This is a genomic window from Massilia rubra, from assembly GCF_011682065.1.
GTDB classification, from domain to species: Bacteria; Pseudomonadota; Gammaproteobacteria; order Burkholderiales; family Burkholderiaceae_D; genus Telluria_A; species Telluria_A rubra.
In genome coordinates, this window is the sequence record NZ_VUYU01000003.1 from 13278 (window position 1) to 31493 (window position 18216).

Genomic DNA, 18216 nt, shown 5'->3' on the forward strand with positions numbered 1-18216 from the left:
TGCTATCGTTTGGTTTTAAGATAATGAACGCAAGCCCGTCCATGCCATCGAGAGAGAAGCCGCCCGTCACCGTCGAATTGCGTGCCGATAGCGCCACGCGCGAGGTCATCGACATGGCCGACGGCATCGACCGCATCATGGGCAACCGCGCCCTGTATGCGCGCATGCTCAAGCGCTTTCGCAGCGATTACGCGCTCGGTGCGGTGCCGATCGGGGCCGCGCTGGCCGATGGCGACACCATCCTGGCGCACCGCCTGGCGCATACCCTCAAAGGCGCCGCCGGCCTGATCGGCGCGCGCCGCCTGCACCAGCAGGCCAGCACGCTGGAACTGGCGATCCGCACCAATCCACCAGCGCAGCAGGCCGCGCTGGCGGCGCTGGTCGATCCCTTTTACCAGGTCTTGCACCTGCTCGACCGGGTACTGGCGGGCGGCGCGCCGGACGGTATGGCGACGGAGGCGCCGCAGCGCACCCTGATGCAGGACCCGGCCCTGCTGGCGCGGCTGGTGCAATTGCTGATCGACGCCGACGGCGCGGCGGTCGACCTGCTGGAAGAGTCGGGAGCGAGCCTGCGCGTGATCCTGGGCGAGGCCAGGCTGGCGCAGCTCACAAAAGCGGTGAATGACTTCGATTTCGACGGTGCCTTGCGTGCGCTGAGGCAAACGGCAAGCTGATTTAGCGCGTGTATTCGGCTTCCTCGTCGAAGGCGTCGGCGCAGGTCTTGCCGCAGAAGCGCTTGACGCTGTCGAGCGGCTTTTCGCAATACCAGCACGAGCCCTTCGGCGGCAAGGCCTGGCGCGGTCGCACCGGGGCCGATTGCGCCTCGGACTGGCGCTCGCCCCCCGCGTCCTTTTCCGGAAAATCTTCCTCTATCGTTCCCACAAGTCCCCCCCAAAATGGCAGCACAGCGAATTCTCAAAGCAAGATTACTTTAGCGGAATACTTTGGACATGAGAATTCGCAAGTCCTGGGGCATTCAGTGACATGGTCACGATTAATCTCAAGTTTGCACGCAATATGCGGCTGCCGCAATCAAGGGAAAACACGCTTTCGTTGCGACGCAACAACCACGGAGATACCCGACAGTGCGTAAAAACGAGGCAGCAAAGCGCAAACCGCCCGCGCCGCCGGGCCGGGAGGGGAAGCGCACGGCGGGGGCCGGACTTACTTGACCGGCTCGACCGTGACAATCAGGGAAGATGGCGTGGTTTGTATGCGCGTCGGCACGAATTGCACGCCCGCATAACGCAAATCTTCGGGGCGGAAGTTGTAGACGGCCACGTCGGCGACGACCTTGTTCATCAGCACATTGGCGGCGGCGGCGAGCTGGCGCTGGCGCGCGTCGTCGATGCCGTCGATGGCGAAGCGGTCCACGCGCGGCTCGGCCATCAGCACGGCGTTGCGCGCCGCATCGATGTACGGGCGGCCGGACATGGCCAGGCTGCCGCGCCAGGACTGGCGTGTGAAAGGGGACGACAGCGCCGCGTCGAGGGTGACGCCGACGCGGCCGTTACCGGCTGCCAGCGACAGCTGCGGGCGGTTGAGCTGGATGTCGATCACTTCCAGCGCCCGGTTGCTGATCGGGAAGCGCCGGTCCATGCCAGCTTGCAGTTTAGTCAGCGGCAATTCGATCTGGCGCGGGCCGATCACGCTGGCGCAGGAGGCCAGCAAAGCGCCGGCCAGCGCCAGCGGCACGCAGGTGCGGAGGAGGTTTTTCATGGGGGAAGGCTAGCATAATTCGGGCGCGGCGGCCGCCGGGGTGGAGGGCTTGCGACAGGTGCCGCCCCGGCGCCGGCACCACCAGCGCCGCATGACCCTGCCCTTGCCCCTGCCCCGCCTATCGGCCGCACCCTTGCGCCCTTGCCAGCAGCAAGGCCCGTTCGCGCAGGTTGTTGGTCAGCGCCGCGGCCTGCTCGAACTCGGCGCGCGCCTCCTCCATCCGCCCCAAACGCGACAGCAAATCCCCGCGCACGCTGGGCAGCAAGTGATAGTTGCGCAGCGAGTTGCGCAGCGCGTCGGCGGCGATCAGCGCATCGACCAGTTCCAGCCCCAGCGCCGGCCCATACGCCATCCCGATCACCACCGCGCGGTTGAGTTCGACCACCGGCGATGGCATCAGTTGTGCCAGCGCATCGTACAGCGCGGCGATGCGCGGCCAGTCGGTCTGCTCCGGCGTCAAGGCGCGCGCGTGGCAAGCGGCAATCGCCGCCTGCAGCGCGTACGGACCATACTCGCCCAACTGCCCGGCGCGCGCCAACGCGGCCAGTCCGCGCCGGATCAGCAACTGGTCCCAGCGGCTGCGGTCCTGCTCGAGCAGCAGGACCGGCTCGCCCTGCGCCCCGAGCCGGGCGCGCGCGCGCGAGGACTGGATTTCCATCAGCGCCACCAGGCCGTGCACCTCCGCTTCATCGGGCAACAGGCCGGCCAGGATGCGCCCCAGCCGCAAGGCCTCGTCGCACAGCGTGGGCCGCATCCAGTCGCCGCCGGCGCTGGCCGAATAGCCCTCGTTGTAGATCAGGTAGATCACTTGCAGCACCGAGGCCAGGCGCGCCACCAGCTGGTCGGCGCGCGGCACCTCGAACGGGACCTTCGCTTCGGCCAGCGTGCGCTTGGCGCGCACGATGCGCTGCGCCACCGTCGCTTCGGACACCAGGAACGCATGGGCGATTTCCTCGGTGGTGAGCCCGCCCAGCAAGCGCAAAGTGAGCGCCACGCGCGCCTCGGTCGAGAGCACCGGATGGCAGGAAATGAACATCAGCCGCAGCAGGTCGTCGCCGATGTCGTCTTCCAGGGCGGCGTCGAGATCGGGCGCGGCATCTTGCAGCAGGGTTTCGATCGCGTAGGTCAGCTCGGATTGCTTGTTGCGCTGCAGGGTGGCGTGGCGCAAGTGGTCGAGCGCGCGGTTTTTGGCGACCGTCATCAGCCAGGCGGCGGGATTGTCGGGAATGCCGGCCTCGGGCCAGCGTTCGAGCGCGCTGACCAGGGCATCTTGCGCCAGTTCCTCGGCCAGGCCGACATTGCGCAGCATGCGCGCCAGCGCACCGATGATGCGCGCCGACTCGATGCGCCAGACGCCGTCGATGACGCGCGCGGCCGCCTGCCTTGCCTCTGCCTCGGGCGGTCCCTTGGCCGGCATCGCCTAGCGCGGCGGCGGCGCGCGCACGCCGGCCTCGCTCTGGTGGGCGGACAGGCGCTGCCCGGCAGGCGTGACGGCGTCGGCGGCGCCGATATCGGCCAGCTGGCGGATTTCCACCTCGACCGGCGGGCCGACCGGATACGGATTGCGCGTGGCCCAGGCGATGGCGTCTTGCAGCGTGGGCGCGCGGATCAGCCAGTAGCCGGCGATCATTTCCTTGATTTCGGTGAAGGGGCCGTCCACCACCGTGAGCTTGCCGGACGCCAGCCTGACCCGCGCCCCGAAAGCGCTCGAGCGCAATCCGTCCGCCCCGAGCAGCACGCCGGCGCGCGCTTCGGCTGCGTTGTGCTGGTCCAGCGCGTCGAGCCGGGCGCGGGCGACCGGTGTTTCGTTTTCCAGGTCCTTGCTGGAGCGCAGCAGGATAGCGAAGCGCCGGCCCGCCGCATCGGGTTCGCTGTCGGCCTGGACATTGGCGCAACCACCGGGACAGCCGCTCAGGCGCACCTCGACCTCGGCGGCGCCGGCGGCGCCCGCCGGCCAGCGCGCCGCCCACGCCAGTGCGTCGTCCCTGGTGGCGACATCGATGACGGCGAAGCCGGCGATCAGTTCTTGTGTGTCGGGAAACGGGCCGGCGGCCTGGGTGGCGCGGCCGTCGGCAATGGCAAGGCGCACGCCGCCGGCGCTGGGCAAGAAATGTTCGCAGTCGCGCAGGATGCCGGCCTCGGCCATCTGGCCGGTGTAGGCGGCGAGGGCTTCGCGCTCGCTGGCGGACCAGGGCTGGCCGGCTTCGTGAGCCGGGTCGGATCGCCGCAAGAGCATGTAACGCATGGTGTTCTCCAGGTTGGGCGCAGCGCCCCGCCGGGGCGCCTGCAACGCCGTTCCCGCACCGGGCTGGCCGGACGGGAACGGCATGGATTTACATCTGCGCGCGCAAACGTGCTTCTTGCTCGCGCAACTCCGGCGTGAATTCGGCGCCGAAGTCATCGGCTTCAAACACTTGCCGGATCTCGATCTCGGAATCGCTTTCCATCGGATTCGGACAACGCTTGACCCACTCGATCGCTTCTTCCTTCGACTTTACCTGGATCAGCCAGAAGCCGGCAATGAGCTCCCTGGTGTCGGCAAAGGGACCGTCCAGCACGGTGCGCTGCGTGCCTGAGAAATGGACGCGCGCGCCGCGCGAACTCGGATGCAGGCCTTCGCCGGCGAGCATCACGCCGGCCTTGACCAGCTCTTCGTTGAATTTGCCCATTTCGGTCAACAACTGTTCGCTGGGCATTTTCCCGGCTTCGGACTCGGGACTGGCCTTGACGATGATCATGAATCGCATGGCGGGCCTCCTCTCAGTCGCCGGGCTTGTTGCAGCTCGCGGCCGCAACTGCGCCCGCCTGCATTTCTTCCCGGCTCATGTCGCGCACATGGTGGGCGAGCGACCAGCTGTGGCCGTACGGATCCTTGACCATGCCATAGCGGTCGCCCCAGAACATGTCGGCCGGCGGCATGACGGCGGTGGCGCCGGCGTCGACGGCGCGCTGGAAGGCGGCATCGGCATCTTGCACGTACAGGTGCAGGGTGACCGGCGAGCCCTTGAGGGTCAGCGGGCCGAGGGCGCCCCATTCCGGGGTTTCTTCGCCCAGCATGATGGCGGAGTCGCCGATGCGGATCATGCCGTGGATTAGCTTGCCGTTGGGCGCCAGCATCTTGCCGGCATCGGTGGCGCCGAAAGCCTTGACGTAGAAATCGATGGCGGACACGGCGTCGGCGCAGATGAGGTGGGGCGTGACGGTGTGCATGTCCGAGGGAATCCGTTCGACAGCAGGTGTGCTCATGGTGATATCTCCTGTAAGTTAAAAGATTAGTCAGTCAAAGCTTGGTTAAGTTCCGTGCGCCAGGTGGAGGGATCGGGATCGAGATCCGGACCGCTGACGTACACTTCCCACAGGCCAGGCGCTTTGCTCAGGCCCTGCGCCTCGATCCAGGCCATTAATTTGCCCCATGCGGCGGGCAAACCGTCGTAGGGGCCGTGCAGGACGGCGCGCGCCACCCGCGCCGCCGGTAGCACGCCGGGCCGCACGCGGCCGGCCGGCGCCAGCGGGGCCGAGACCGGCACGCCGATCTCGAAGTCGAAGCGCTCGGGCTGCATGCGAAAGTGGTGCGCGTAGATGCGCCCGGCGGGGCCGACGCCCTGGGCGGCGACGGTGGCCAGCACTTCGGCCATGCCGGGCCCCATGACGTGGACGATCTCGGCGCGTGGAATGTCGAAGCGAATGACGGCCGCCTGCACCGGGTCGGTGCGGGTGATGAACGGCGTGTCGAGCATAGCGTTTCTCCTTGAAGAGTGGGTTGCTACTACGACGACGTTGCAGCCGCCGTGAAATCGACAGCGTGTTGATGTATTTTTTAGTCTGTTTGGCGGCTGGTTACCAGGACGCCGGATCGATCACGCCGATCGCGCGGAAAGCGGGCTTGCAGAACAGGTAGCCCTGCATCAGGTCGACGCCGGCATCGCGCAGAAAGTCGCGCTCGCCCGGGGTTTCGATGCCTTCGGCCAATACCGCGATCTCCAGGCTGGCGCAGATGCCCACGATGCCGGCCACGATGGCTTGCTTGGCCGGGCTGGTATCGATATCGCGCACCAGCTGCATATCGATCTTGATGATATCGGGCTGGAATTCGGATAGCAAGTTCAAACCGGCGTAACCGGCGCCGAAATCGTCGATGGCGGTGCGGAAACCGAAGCGGCGGTATTCTTCGAAAATATTGACCAGGTGCGGCCGGTCCATCACCTGTTCGCTTTCGGTGACCTCGAAGATAATCCGCTCGATCGGAAAGCCATATTCGCGCGCGGCATTGAAGGTGCTGCGGATGCAGGCTTCGGGCCGGTACACGGCATTCGGCAGGAAGTTAATCGACAGCAATTCGGTGATGCCCAATGCGGCCGCGCCGCGAATGGCGCGCACGCGACAGGCCTGGTCGAACATGTAGCGGTTGCCGTCGGTGACCTTCGACAGCACCGAATACGCCGACTCGCCATTCGGCCCGCGCACCAGCGCCTCGTGGGCGTAAATGGCGCGCTGGCGCAGGTGAATGATGGGCTGGTAGGCGTAGTCGAAATCGAAACCGAGTTCGTCGTTGTTCCGGCATTGGACGCAGGCCGGAACGGGCGTGACGTGGGCATCGTCGGCGGGGCAAATGGGGATCATCGGGCGGCCAGTTCTGAAATGCGGCGAATGAGCCACTATAGCAAATGAGCGGGCTCATGCGCGCACTGTGCGGCGCGCCGCCAGCCGCTTGTTTATGCCAGTTGTAACTGGTTGCGCGCCGCCATCAGGGCGAAGCCGAGCAGGTTCGGGCCTTCCCACAAGTTGGGGTCGTTCGAGCGGGGATCGTCCGCCGCCAGGCCGGTGCCCCAGATGCGGTCGAGTGGACTGGCTTCCACCAGCACATGCTTGCCGGTGCCGGTGAGAAAATCGCGCAGGGCCGGGTTTTGTCCGAATTTCGCCACATTGGCGCGGCAGACGATCTCGAAACGCTGCGCCAGCCAGTCGGCTTCAACAAAATTGGCGACACCCCGGCCGAGCGCCTTGGCCGCGCCCGGCGTTGGCGCGGCCAGCACCTTGGTGCGGGTCGCTTCATCGTTGAACAGGCGCGCCTTTTCAGCCATCATGTAATGCTCGGCGGTGGGATAGTGGTCGCCGTCGAGCTCGAACGGCGCCTGGTACCACTGGCTGAAGCAACTGCGCGTGATGACACCATCCTTGGGCGGGGTATGGCCCCAAAAATGTAAAAACGAGAACGATTCGCCTGTATTGAAACGGCTGCGTAGTTCTTCCAGGGTGTTGGGCAAGGCCATGGTGCGGACTTTCTGTTGGTGTCAGGATATGACAGCAAGTTTACCCGGTTTCGGACGGCAAGGCGTTCACCGCGCGCCGCAAGCTTTTAGGCAGGCAATAGACCAGCAAGACCGGCGGGACCGCGACCACGCAGATCATTTTCCATCCCCCCACATCGCGATGCCACAGCCAGCTGACAAAGCGCGCCAGCACCCAGGTGCCCAGCACGCGTGCCACGCCATGCGGTCCGGTCCAGTACAACACGATAGCCGCGATGCACAATACCGTGAGCATGCCGAGCATGCTATCGGCCGGCCGCGGCGCCAGGGCGCGCGCTGGCGGAACAACCGGCGAGGAATGGTTCGTGCTCACGCTCTCATTTGCCGATGCAAAAGCGGCTGAAAATCACGCCCAGCAAGTCATCCGAGGAAAATTGCCCGGTAATGCTGGACAGTTGCGTCTGCGCCAGCCGCAATTCCTCGGCGAACAGGTCGAGCGACTGGTCGTTTTGCGCGGCATGCTCGCCCGCCAGCGCCAGGTGCTTGTGGGCCGAGCGCAGGGCGATCAGGTGCCGTTCGCGCGCCAAAAACAGCGATTCCCCGGTTTGCTGCCAGCCGGCGATACGCAACAATTCGGCGCGCAGCAAGTCCATGCCCACGTGCTCGTGCGCCGACAGGTAGATATTGATCGCTTCCTCGGTCGGGTCGACCGAGGGCTTGTGGCCCGACAGGTCGATCTTGTTCCACACGCGCAGCACCGGCACGCCGGCCGGAAAGGCGGCCACGATGCCGTCGTCGGCCCGGGTCGGGCCCTGGTCGGCGTCGAGCAGGTGCAAGATGACGTCGGCCTTGGCCACTTCGCCCCAGGTGCGCTCGATGCCGATGCGCTCGACGACATCGACGGCGTCGTCGATGGTGCGGATGCCGGCGGTGTCGATGATGTTGAGCGGAATGCCTTCGATCTGGATGGTTTCGCTGACCTTGTCGCGCGTGGTGCCGGCGATCGGGGTGACGATGGCCACGTCGGCCCCGGCCAGGGCGTTCAGGAGTGAAGACTTACCCACGTTGGGCTGGCCGACCAGCACCACGTTCAGCCCCTCGCGCAACAGCGCGCCTTGGGCCGCCTGCTGGAACACGCGCTCGAGCGAGGCCACGATCACGGCCAGCTGGCCGCGCGCGTCGGATTTTTCGAGGAAGTCGATTTCTTCTTCCGGAAAATCGAGGGTTGCTTCGACCAGCATGCGCAGGCCGATGGTCTGTTCCACCAGGGTATTGATGGTCTTCGAAAACGCGCCCGACAGCGATTGCGTGGCCGACTTGGCGGCCGCTTCGGTGGAAGCGTCGATCAGGTCGGCGACGGCTTCGGCCTGGGCCAGGTCGAGCTTGTCGTTCAGATAGGCGCGGCGCGTGAATTCGCCGGGCTCGGCCAGGCGCAGGCCGGCTTCGGCGCCCGCCTCGAGCACGCGCGCGAGCAGCATCTGCAACACGATCGGCCCGCCGTGGCCCTGCAACTCCAGCACGTCTTCGCCGGTGTACGAGTTCGGTCCCTTGAAATACAGGGCGATGCCCTGGTCGATGACCGCGCCATCGGCCTGCCTGAAGGGAATGTAGGTGGCGCGGCGCGGCGTCAAGGCGACCTCCGGGAACAGCGCGGCCAGCAGGGGCGCGAGCGACTTGCCGGAGGCGCGCACGACGCCGATGCCGCCGCGGCCCGGGGCGGTGGCAATCGCGGCAATGGGGGAAGTATCGAGTTTCATAGGTGTGATTGTAATTTAATTGCCGCAACAGGCTGGCGGATTGTCGTTGCCGCGCGCGGACATAAAAAAAGCCCGTGGGATACACGGGCTTTCTGGACCTTACGGCGACCGCTTATTTCTTCGCTGCCGCATCTTCGAATTTCTTGGTGATGACCCATTGCTGGGCGATCGACAAGATGTTGTTCACAACCCAGTACAGCACCAGGCCGGACGGGAAGAAGATGAACATGACCGAGAACGCCAGCGGCATGAACAGCATCATCTTGGCCTGCATCGGATCGGCTGGCGCCGGGTTCAGCTTGGTCGTGATGAACATCGAGATCGCGTACAGCACCGGCAGGATGTAGAACGGGTCAGGCGCGGTCAGGTCGGTGATCCAGCCGATCCATGGGGCGCCGCGCATTTCGGCGGACGCTTGCAGCACCCAGTACAGGGCGATAAAGACCGGCATCTGGACCACGATCGGCAGGCAGCCGCCGACCGGGTTGATCTTTTCGGTCTTGTACAGTTCCATGGTGGCCTGGTTCATCTTGGCCGGGTCGTTCTTGTACTTCTCGCGGATCGCCTGCATCTTCGGCGTGACCACCTTGATGCGCGCCATGCTCTTGTAACCGGCAGCCGAGAGCGGGAAGAACACCAGCTTGATCAGGATGGTAAAGGCGATGATGGTCCAGCCCCAGTTGCCCAGGACCTTGTGGATCTGGTCCATGACCCAGAAAATCGGCTTGGCGATAATCGTCAGGAAACCGTAATCCTTGACCAGTTCCAGGCCGGGGGCGATTTTTTCCAGCTTGTTCTCGTCCTGCGGACCCGAATACAGCTTGACCTGGTTCGATACGCTCGCGCCCGGTGCGATGGCGCCCAAAGGCATCAGGGTACCGATCGCGTACAGATTGGTGGCCACTTTCTTGGTGTAGATTTCGCGCGGCATCTTGGCTGGCGGCAGGAAAGCCGAGACAAAATAGTGCTGCGAAATCGCGACCCAGCCGTCGTCCGCCTGCTTGGCGTGGTCGGCCGTGCCTTTTTTCTCGATGGTCTCGAACTGCAGCTTCTTATAGTGCTCGTTCGGGGTGTACATGGTCGGACCGGTGTAGCTGGAGTTGAAGTAGGACTCGCCCTCTGGCTTGTTACCGTGGTGCAGCAGTTCGACGAACAGCGACGGCGCGACCGGCGTGGCGCCGATGTTGGCGATGTCGTGACGCATGTCGATCAGGTAGTCGCCGCGCTTGAAGACATAGGTCTTGGTCAGCTTGATACCGCCCTGCTCGGCTTCGAGCACGAGTTGCACTTCGTTGGCGCTGTCGAGCGCGCGCGGGCCGGACTTGGCGACGAAGCCGCTGAACTGGGTCGGCACCGGTTCGCCCGGCGCGTTACGCACCAGCCCGGTCTGGGCCACATACACGCCCTTCGGATTGACGTCGAACAAGACCTGGTTGCGGGTCTTGTCGTGGGCATCTTTGAACTTAAGCAATTCAAGCCGCTTGATCACGCCACCCATGGTATCGATGTCGACTTTCATGACATCGGTGGTGATGGTAATGATTTCGTTCTTGAACGGGGCCGGCGCGGTGGAACCGGCGGCGCCAGGCGCGCCAGGCACGGCGGCGGCAGTCGGCAAGCCGGTGGCTGGTGCGGTGTTGGCGACCGTGGCCGTCTTCACAGGCGCTGCCCATGGGTAGATCGACTGTTTGCCGTTCGATACCATCCAGTCGTTCCAGAGAACCACCAGCGATACGGAAAACACGATCCACAGGATAGTACGTTTATTGATTTCCATTGAGGTATTGGTCAGGAGTGGTTGCAACCGCAAGCGGCTGTAGAAGAATTCTCGGGGTGCGCAGGCGGCACCGGATCGAATCCGCCATCATCCCACGGATGGCAGCGGCACAGGCGGCGCGCGCCCAGCAGGCTGCCGCGCGCGGCGCCGTGGGTACGGATTGCTTCGATCGCATAATTGGAGCAGGTCGGGTAAAAGCGGCAGCGCTGTCCCAGCATCGGAGATAACATCAGCTGGTAGCCACGCAATAACCAGACGAGCAGGGTATTCATGGTGACGCTTTCGGCGCGGGCGTCCCGGAGGGCGTCCCATCGGGCGTCCCGGAGGTCGTCGGCGCGGGCGTCCCGTCGGGTGGCGCGGCGCGCGGCGCTTGCGACGAGAACAGGCGTGCAATTTCAGCGCGCAGGATCGCCTTGAGCGCGGCGGTGGTGGCCGGGCCTTGCTTGGTATTGACCGGGCGCGCGAGGCGCACGATGCAGTCGACGGCCGGCAACGGCGCCATGCGGAACAGCTCGCGCGTCACGCGCTTGATCGTATTGCGGGTCACGGCACGGGGCGCAAAGCGCTTGGCCACGACCACGCCGAGCCGCGCATGCGGCAAGTCGTTCGAGCGGGTGTAGAGCACGAAATGGGCCGTTTTTTGGGCGGGGCGCAAACGAAAAACGGATGAAAATTCATCCGTTTTAACGATACGCCGAACGCGCGCGAAGTCGTGTGAACCTTCGCTAGTCATAGCCAACCGCGATCGGGCAGTAAGTGCCAGACTTATACAGCCAGGCGTTTGCGACCCTTGGCGCGGCGTGCATTGAGCACATCGCGACCGCCACGGGTTGCCATACGTGCGCGGAAGCCGTGCGTACGCTTGCGACGAACGACGGAAGGTTGGTAAGTACGTTTCATGGTGGTCTCGCTTAAAGCAAAATAAAATGCAAAATCGGGTCTGACGTCCCGTCAGTTTTCGGCGCCAATGACATTTCGCAGATGTTAAGCCAGCGTCACGCCACAGCAAAAATACTCATATTTACCCGCTAAGCCACAGCTACAAGTCGGAACAGACTGACTCATTTGCACGGAGTACGGGCGGGGAACCTTGGATTAGAACGCATTTTGCCCTCTTCTGTCAAGGATGGCGGTGCTTTGGCGGGCTGGTCGGCGGGTTTTCGGGCGGCAAATGTGGGGTGGAAAGCACAGTGCCGCCGCCCGCCCGGCTGCGCCCGCGCCCTCTGCCCCGTCGTTCCCGCGCAGGCGGGAACCCAATTCCGTACCAAAGCCGCTAGCTGCGCAACAAACTTGGGTTCCCGCCTGCGCGGGAACGACGAATTTGGTAACGCGGCCAGCTTTGACGTCATGCATAAGCAGAAGCAGCGGCAGAACAACGTAGCTTTACGACAACTTACTTTCTACCAATTTCCGCTCTGCCAGGTCGCCCCTGCACGTAAAATAAGCGGCGTGCCTGTGGATAACTCGGGCCTTCGCGGGTAGAATAGCGTGTTACGTGTGGCGAACCGCTCGCAACGCATGCGCTAGCGAAGCATCATCGAACCGCCCCTCCACACCTTATTCAGACAGAAGATTCATGGAAAATTTTTGGCAGACCTGTTCCGCGCAGTTGGAACTGGAGCTGACGCCGCAACAATTCAGTGCGTGGATCAAACCGCTGGTTGCCCTCGACTACGAGGACGGCAAGTTGCGCATCGCAGCACCGAACCGCTTCAAGCTGGACTGGGTGAAGTCGCAGTTCGCCAACCGCATCACGGCCCTGGCCTCCCAGTATTGGGAAGCGCCGACCGAAGTGCAGTTCGTGCTCGACCCGCGTAACGCCCTGCCGAAAAAACCGGTGGCCCCGCACCCGGCCCCGAACGACGGCCCGCTGCCCGGCACCATCAACCATGGCCAGGGCAACGGCAACGTGGCGGCGGACAATCCGGCTGCGCCGGAAATGTTCAACATCGGCAATTCACCGCGCCGCGAGCAGAGCCGCGTCAACACCGACCTGACCTTCGACAGCTTCGTGACCGGTAAGGCCAACCAGCTGGCGCGCGCCGCCGCGATCCAGGTGGCCAACAATCCGGGCGTGAGCTACAACCCGCTGTTCTTCTACGGCGGCGTGGGCCTGGGTAAAACCCACCTGATCCACGCGATCGGCAACCAGGTGATGGCCGACCAGCCGGGCGCCAAGATTCGCTATATCCACGCGGAACAGTATGTACGCGATGTCGTCACCGCCTATCAACGCAAGGGCTTCGACGACTTCAAGCATTACTACCACTCGCTGGACATGCTGCTGATCGATGATATCCAGTTTTTTGGGGGCAAGAGCCGCACGCAGGAAGAGTTTTTCTATGCCTTCGAAGCCCTGATCGCCGCGAAGAAACAGATCATCATCACCAGCGATACGTATCCAAAAGAAATCACCGGCATGGACGACCGCCTGATCTCGCGTTTCGATTCCGGCCTGACGGTGGCGATCGAGCCGCCGGAGCTGGAAATGCGGGTGGCCATCCTGCTGAAAAAAGCCCAGTCCGAAGGCGTGACGTTTTCGGACGACGTGGCCTTTTTCGTGGCCAAGCACCTGCGCTCGAACGTGCGCGAGCTCGAAGGCGCGCTGCGCAAGATCCTGGCGTACTCGCGCTTCCACGGCAAGGACATCACCATCGATGTGGTGAAAGAAGCGCTGAAGGACTTGCTGTCGGTCCAGAACCGCCAGATCTCGGTGGAAAACATCCAGAAAACGGTGGCCGACTTCTTCAGCATCAAGGTGGCCGACATGTATTCCAAGCGTCGCCCGGCCAACATTGCGCGGCCGCGCCAGATCGCCATGTACCTGGCCAAGGAACTGACCCAGAAGAGCTTGCCGGAGATCGGCGAACTGTTCGGCGGACGCGACCACACCACGGTCCTGCACGCGGTGCGCAAGATCGCACTCGACCGCACCAAGAATGCCGAATGCAACCACGAGTTGCACGTCCTGGAACAGACGTTAAAGGGCTAAAGGTGACCCTGAAAGTTCAAATTAATGTGCGAACGGCAATTTCTGGCAAAATATAGCATTAGCAGCAAGGTTACCGTGGCCCTGTTGTTGCGTTGTCAGCCTCGGGGCAAGCCTGCTTGCCGCGGGCGGGGGGCGTGGCGGCATAGCTTACCGGGCCATACAGGAGCCTAGAAAAACCGTCGCGAGCGGTGCCAGTTTCGTCCGGGACGCGAAGTCCGAGAAGCGCAGCCGTACGAAGGTACGGTGAGCATCGCAGGACGAAAATGGCACCGCGCAGTAGGTTTTTCTCAGCTCCACAGTACATTTCTGACAACTTTACCGAGGATTACTATGCAATTGGTCAAAACCACCCGAGATACCCTTCTCCGGCCACTGCAGATCGTGAGCGGTATTGTCGAGCGTCGGCACACTATGCCGATTCTGGCCAATATCCTCATCCGCAAGGACGGCGAAAACGTCTCGTTCCTGTCGACCGACACCGAAGTGCAGATCACCACGCACGCCAGCATCGGCTCGGGTGCCGATGTGGCCGGCACCACCGTGGCCGCGCGCAAGCTGCTGGACATTTTGCGCGCCCTGCCCGAATCGGGCGACGTCACGATGACCTTGCTGAACAAGCGCCTGACGGTGCAGACCGGCAAGTCGCGCTTCGCGCTGCAAACGCTGGCGGCGGAAGAATTCCCGACCGTTTCGGTCGCGGACACCTACAACGCCACGGTCACCCTGCCGCAAAAGACGCTCAAGCACCTGTTCAACATGGTGCACTTTTCGATGGCGCAACAGGATATCCGTTACTACCTGAACGGCCTGCTGCTGGTGCTCGACGGCCGCAACGTCATCGCCGTGGCCACCGACGGCCACCGCCTGGCGTTTTGCCAAGTCGAGACCGAGCAGGAATTCACGCGCCAGGAAGTCATCATTCCGCGCAAGACGATCATTGAGCTGCAGCGTTTGCTGGAAGAAAGCGACGAGACGGTCCAGCTGGACATTTCGACATCGCAAGTCAAGCTGACCTTCGCCGACATCGAGCTGGTCTCGAAGCTGGTGGAAGGCAAGTTCCCGGATTACACGCGTGTGATTCCGAAGGGCTACAAGAACGACTTCACGATCGGCCGCGACGAGCTGCTGCGTTCGCTGCAACGCGCGGCGATCATGACCAGCGACAAGTTCAAAGGCGTACGCTGCATCATCAGCCCGGGCAGCATGAAAATCAGCTCGACCAATGCGGACCAGGAAGAAGCCGTTGAAGAACTCGAAATCGATTACGGCGGCGACAGTGTCGACATCGGTTTCAACGTAACGTACCTGCTGGACGTGTTGAACAACCTGAAGTGCGACCAGATCAACATTGCGCTGGGCGATTCGAATTCGTCGGCGCTGATTTCGATTCCGGACAACGCGGACTTCAAGTACGTCGTCATGCCGATGCGGATTTAAGCGGCACGCAATACCCGGAACCCATGCTCCGTCGTTCCCGCGCAGGCGGGAACCCAAGTTAATCGCGCTACCTGCAGCGCCAAAGACTTGGGTTCCCGCCTGCGCGGGAACGACGGGACGGTTCCGACACTGAGCACCCGATACATCGTTTTTTGAGAAAGCAGTCCATGTCCGAGAACACACCAGCAATCCCCGCCAAGATCGAAGAATACGGAGCCTCCTCAATCCAGATCCTCGAAGGTCTGGAAGCGGTGCGCAAGCGCCCCGGCATGTACATTGGCGACACCTCGGACGGCACCGGCCTGCACCATCTGGTGTTCGAAGTGCTGGACAACTCAATCGACGAATCGCTGGCCGGCCACTGTACCGAAATCCATGTCACGATCCATTCGGACAATTCGATTTCGATCACCGATAACGGCCGCGGCGTACCGACCGGCCTCAAATTCGACGACAAGCACGAGCCAAAGCGCAGCGCCGCCGAAATCGTCATGACCGAACTGCACGCCGGCGGCAAGTTCGACCAGAACTCGTACAAGGTCTCGGGCGGCCTGCACGGCGTCGGCGTTTCCTGCGTCAACGGCCTGTCGAAACTGCTGAAACTGACCATCCGCCGCGACGGTAAAGTCCATTACATGGAATTCGTGCGCGGCGTGCCGCAAAACCGCGAGATCGAGATGATCGACGGCGTTGCGGTTTCCCCGATCAAGGTGATCGGCGAAACCGACAAGCGCGGCACCGACGTCCACTTCTGGGCCGACGAACAGATTTTCACGCACGTCGAATTTCACTACGAAATCCTGGCCAAGCGGATCCGCGAACTGTCGTTCCTCAATAACGGCGTCAATATCAAGCTGACCGACCAGCGCACCGGCAAGGAAGAAATCTTCGCCTTTGAAGGCGGTACGCGCGGCTTCGTCGAATACATCAACAAAGCCAAGACGGTGCTGCACCCGACCGTGTTCCAGGCCACCGGCGAGCGCCTGTCGGACCAGGGCACCAATATCAGCGTCGACGTCTCCATGCAATGGAACGACGCCTACAACGAACAAGTCCTGTGCTTTACCAATAACATCCCGCAGCGCGACGGCGGCACCCACCTTACCGGCCTGCGCGCGGCGATGACGCGCGTGATCAACAAATATATCGACGAGCACGATTTCGCCAAGAAGGCCAAGGTCGAAATCAGCGGCGACGATATGCGCGAAGGCCTGACCTGCGTGCTGTCGGTCAAAGTACCGGAGCCGAAATTCAGCTCGCAGACCAAAGACAAACTGGTATCGAGCGAAGTGCGCGGCCCGGTCGAGGAAATCGTCGCCAAGACCTTGACCGACTACCTGATGGAAAAGCCGAACGACGCCAAAATCATCTGCGGCAAAATCGTGGAAGCGGCGCGTGCGCGTGAAGCGGCGCGCAAGGCGCGCGACCTGACCCGCCGCAAAGGCATCATGGACGGTTTGGGCTTGTCGGCCAAACTGGCCGATTGCCAGGAAAAAGACCCGGCGCTGTGCGAACTGTACATCGTCGAGGGTGATTCCGCGGGTGGCTCGGCAAAACAAGGGCGCGACCGTAAATTCCAGGCCATTTTGCCGCTGCGCGGCAAGGTGCTGAACGTGGAAAAAGCGCGCTTCGAGAAGATGCTGTCGTCGGAACAGATCACGACCCTGATCGCGACCCTGGGTACGTCGATCGGGCCGGACGAATTCAACGTCGACAAGCTGCGTTATCACCGCATCATTATCATGACCGATGCGGATGTCGACGGCGCCCACATCCGCACCTTGCTCCTCACCTTGTTCTATCGCCAGATGCCGCAACTGGTGGAACGCGGCCATATCTATATCGCGCAACCGCCGCTGTACAAGGTCAAGGCTGGCCGCGACGAGCGTTATCTGAAGGATGACCTGGAAGAAGCGAGCTACATGATGACGGTGGCGTTAAACAGCGCCGTGCTGGTGCCGCGCGAAGGCGGCGAGCCGATTTCGGGCGAACCGCTGGCCGAACTGGTACGCCAGTTCAACCTGTCGAACGCGATCATGATGCGCCTGACGCGCGTGATCGACCGCGCCGCGCTGACCGCCATCATGACCGGCGTGACGCTCGACCTGGGCACACTCGAGGGCGCCGGCGTGTCGGCCGCCGCGATGGAAAAGATGATCGACGACAAAGCCGTCAAGGTGAGCGTGCGTTCGGACGACCTGAGCGAAAAACACGCGCTGCGCATCGAGCGTATGCACCACGGCAATATCCAGGTCAGCTCGATCGATGCCGATTTTGTCCAGGGAGCCGATTATTCGACCTTGGCCAGTGCGGCGGCGACGTTCCAGGGTTTGATTGGCGAAGGCGCGTTTATCCGCCGCGGCGAAGGCGAGCGCATGAAGGAATCGGCGGTGGATGACTTCCATCACGCGATGCAATGGCTGCGCGACGAAGCCGAGCGCACCGTGACCAAACAGCGCTACAAAGGGCTGGGCGAGATGAATCCGGAACAGCTGTGGGAAACCACGATGGACCCGACCGTGCGCCGTTTGCTGAAGGTGCAGATCGATGATGCGATTGCGGCGGATCAGATTTTCACCACCTTGATGGGTGATGAGGTTGAGCCGCGCAGGAATTTCATTGAGTCGAATGCGCTGCGCGCCGGGAATATCGACGCTTAAAACTACGTCAGTCAACTTAAAATTTAGGTTTTAGAACCTCTGCTCCTTAAAACCGTGAACAGTTACAATATAAACACACAATAAAAGTCTGCTCGGCATCCAGACTTTTGTTGTCGTTTTATCTTGTGCGTATATTATGATCTTCTGGCCTCAACAATGAGGCCTCATCCATTACCCACGCTTCTGATCCAGCGCTCTTTCTCTTGATCGAAGATAAAAAATGTTTACTATTGTGGATGGGATAACGATAAGATTGAACGATTTTTTTAAGTCCATAAGCCACATCAAAAAATAGCATAGAACTGGTCAGGCAATTATGAGCAACTTCTAATGATCTAAACTTCGCTAAATTTAGATCGACTTCCCGAGTCCATATAGGACGTCGGCAAGAAACATCATTGCAAATTTCGCTAAAGAATTGCCCCAAGCGTGAATCCCTCCGTGGGCTTGACCGTTAGCTAATTCATGGAGATGTATCCTAGATGATCCGAGCAAAAACAAACCTTGGGCGACGCTCATATGTGCTAAAGCAATATCCAGAGCGGCTAGATTGACACCCATTTTCCAAATCGGACGGTGCAGCTCATGCTTATGCTCAGGCGCGGTATGAGTTTTAATCTTTTTG

19 protein-coding genes are annotated in these 18216 nt (G+C 62.2%); 4 read left to right on the plus strand and 15 right to left on the minus strand.

Features of this window, described 5'->3' with window-relative positions; genetic code table 11:
* Positions 1-41 precede the first annotated feature (41 nt).
* Positions 42-674 carry an Hpt domain-containing protein gene (locus F0185_RS05135; protein ID WP_167222228.1) on the plus strand — a complete coding sequence of 211 codons (633 nt, stop codon included), beginning with the start codon at positions 42-44 and terminating at the stop codon, positions 672-674.
* Position 675: 1 nt separating this feature from the next.
* Here the strand turns inward: F0185_RS05135 and F0185_RS05140 are convergent, their stop codons facing one another.
* The 15 genes from F0185_RS05140 to rpmH all read right to left on the minus strand — a co-directional run bounded on the left by F0185_RS05140 (position 676) and on the right by rpmH (position 11402).
* Complete coding sequence (locus tag F0185_RS05140; RefSeq protein ID WP_187362469.1) at positions 676-882, minus strand: hypothetical protein; 207 nt, start codon at positions 880-882, stop codon at positions 676-678.
* A 282-nt stretch (positions 883-1164) separates the two neighbouring features.
* Positions 1165-1719 (minus strand): DUF1439 domain-containing protein, encoded by a 555-nt coding sequence (locus F0185_RS05145; protein ID WP_167222230.1) that lies wholly within the window; start codon positions 1717-1719, stop codon positions 1165-1167.
* Positions 1720-1837: 118 nt separating this feature from the next.
* The gene (locus F0185_RS05150) at positions 1838-3136 is read right to left on the minus strand and encodes an RNA polymerase sigma factor (protein WP_167222232.1); all 1299 of its coding nucleotides are present in this window, start codon (positions 3134-3136) and stop codon (positions 1838-1840) included.
* A 3-nt stretch (positions 3137-3139) separates the two neighbouring features.
* Positions 3140-3964 (minus strand): YciI family protein, encoded by an 825-nt coding sequence (locus F0185_RS05155; protein WP_167222234.1) that lies wholly within the window; start codon positions 3962-3964, stop codon positions 3140-3142.
* Between the two features lie 88 nt (positions 3965-4052).
* Positions 4053-4466, minus strand: a complete 414-nt coding sequence (locus F0185_RS05160) for a YciI family protein (RefSeq protein ID WP_167222236.1) — start codon at positions 4464-4466, stop codon at positions 4053-4055.
* Between the two features lie 13 nt (positions 4467-4479).
* Positions 4480-4965 (minus strand): VOC family protein, encoded by a 486-nt coding sequence (locus F0185_RS05165; protein ID WP_167222238.1) that lies wholly within the window; start codon positions 4963-4965, stop codon positions 4480-4482.
* Positions 4966-4991: 26 nt separating this feature from the next.
* Positions 4992-5456 carry a GyrI-like domain-containing protein gene (locus F0185_RS05170; protein WP_167222240.1) on the minus strand — a complete coding sequence of 155 codons (465 nt, stop codon included), beginning with the start codon at positions 5454-5456 and terminating at the stop codon, positions 4992-4994.
* Positions 5457-5556: 100 nt separating this feature from the next.
* Positions 5557-6339, minus strand: a complete 783-nt coding sequence (locus F0185_RS05175; RefSeq protein ID WP_167222242.1) for an EAL domain-containing protein — start codon at positions 6337-6339, stop codon at positions 5557-5559.
* Between the two features lie 92 nt (positions 6340-6431).
* Positions 6432-6989, minus strand: coding sequence for a riboflavin biosynthesis intermediates N-glycosidase (gene ybiA / locus F0185_RS05180; RefSeq protein WP_167222244.1), 558 nt, complete (start codon positions 6987-6989; stop codon positions 6432-6434).
* Between the two features lie 40 nt (positions 6990-7029).
* Positions 7030-7341: a hypothetical protein gene (locus tag F0185_RS05185; protein ID WP_167222246.1), complete on the minus strand. Its 312-nt coding sequence runs from the start codon at positions 7339-7341 to the stop codon at positions 7030-7032.
* 4 nt (positions 7342-7345) lie between these two features.
* Complete coding sequence (gene mnmE, locus F0185_RS05190; protein ID WP_167222248.1) at positions 7346-8725, minus strand: tRNA uridine-5-carboxymethylaminomethyl(34) synthesis GTPase MnmE; 1380 nt, start codon at positions 8723-8725, stop codon at positions 7346-7348.
* A 112-nt stretch (positions 8726-8837) separates the two neighbouring features.
* Positions 8838-10502 (minus strand): membrane protein insertase YidC, encoded by a 1665-nt coding sequence (yidC, locus tag F0185_RS05195; protein WP_167222250.1) that lies wholly within the window; start codon positions 10500-10502, stop codon positions 8838-8840.
* Between the two features lie 11 nt (positions 10503-10513).
* Positions 10514-10774, minus strand: coding sequence for a membrane protein insertion efficiency factor YidD (yidD, locus tag F0185_RS05200; RefSeq protein WP_166885400.1), 261 nt, complete (start codon positions 10772-10774; stop codon positions 10514-10516).
* Positions 10771-11235, minus strand: coding sequence for a ribonuclease P protein component (gene rnpA / locus F0185_RS05205; protein ID WP_167222252.1), 465 nt, complete (start codon positions 11233-11235; stop codon positions 10771-10773). The genes yidD and rnpA overlap by 4 nt, the downstream gene beginning before the upstream one ends.
* Positions 11236-11267: 32 nt before the next feature.
* Positions 11268-11402 carry a 50S ribosomal protein L34 gene (gene rpmH / locus F0185_RS05210; protein WP_010401996.1) on the minus strand — a complete coding sequence of 45 codons (135 nt, stop codon included), beginning with the start codon at positions 11400-11402 and terminating at the stop codon, positions 11268-11270.
* Positions 11403-12078: 676 nt separating this feature from the next.
* On the opposite strand from rpmH, the gene dnaA reads away from it, so the two are divergent.
* From dnaA to gyrB, 3 genes are all read left to right on the plus strand, one after another.
* On the plus strand, positions 12079-13494 hold the full coding sequence (dnaA, locus tag F0185_RS05215) for a chromosomal replication initiator protein DnaA (protein WP_166885403.1): 1416 nt from the start codon (positions 12079-12081) through the stop codon (positions 13492-13494).
* A gap of 330 nt (positions 13495-13824) precedes the next feature.
* Positions 13825-14931 (plus strand): DNA polymerase III subunit beta, encoded by a 1107-nt coding sequence (dnaN, locus tag F0185_RS05220; RefSeq protein WP_054265133.1) that lies wholly within the window; start codon positions 13825-13827, stop codon positions 14929-14931.
* Positions 14932-15098: 167 nt separating this feature from the next.
* A complete protein-coding gene (gene gyrB / locus F0185_RS05225; protein ID WP_167222254.1) occupies positions 15099-17591 on the plus strand; it encodes a DNA topoisomerase (ATP-hydrolyzing) subunit B in 2493 nt (830 codons plus the stop codon).
* Positions 17592-18216 lie beyond the last annotated feature (625 nt).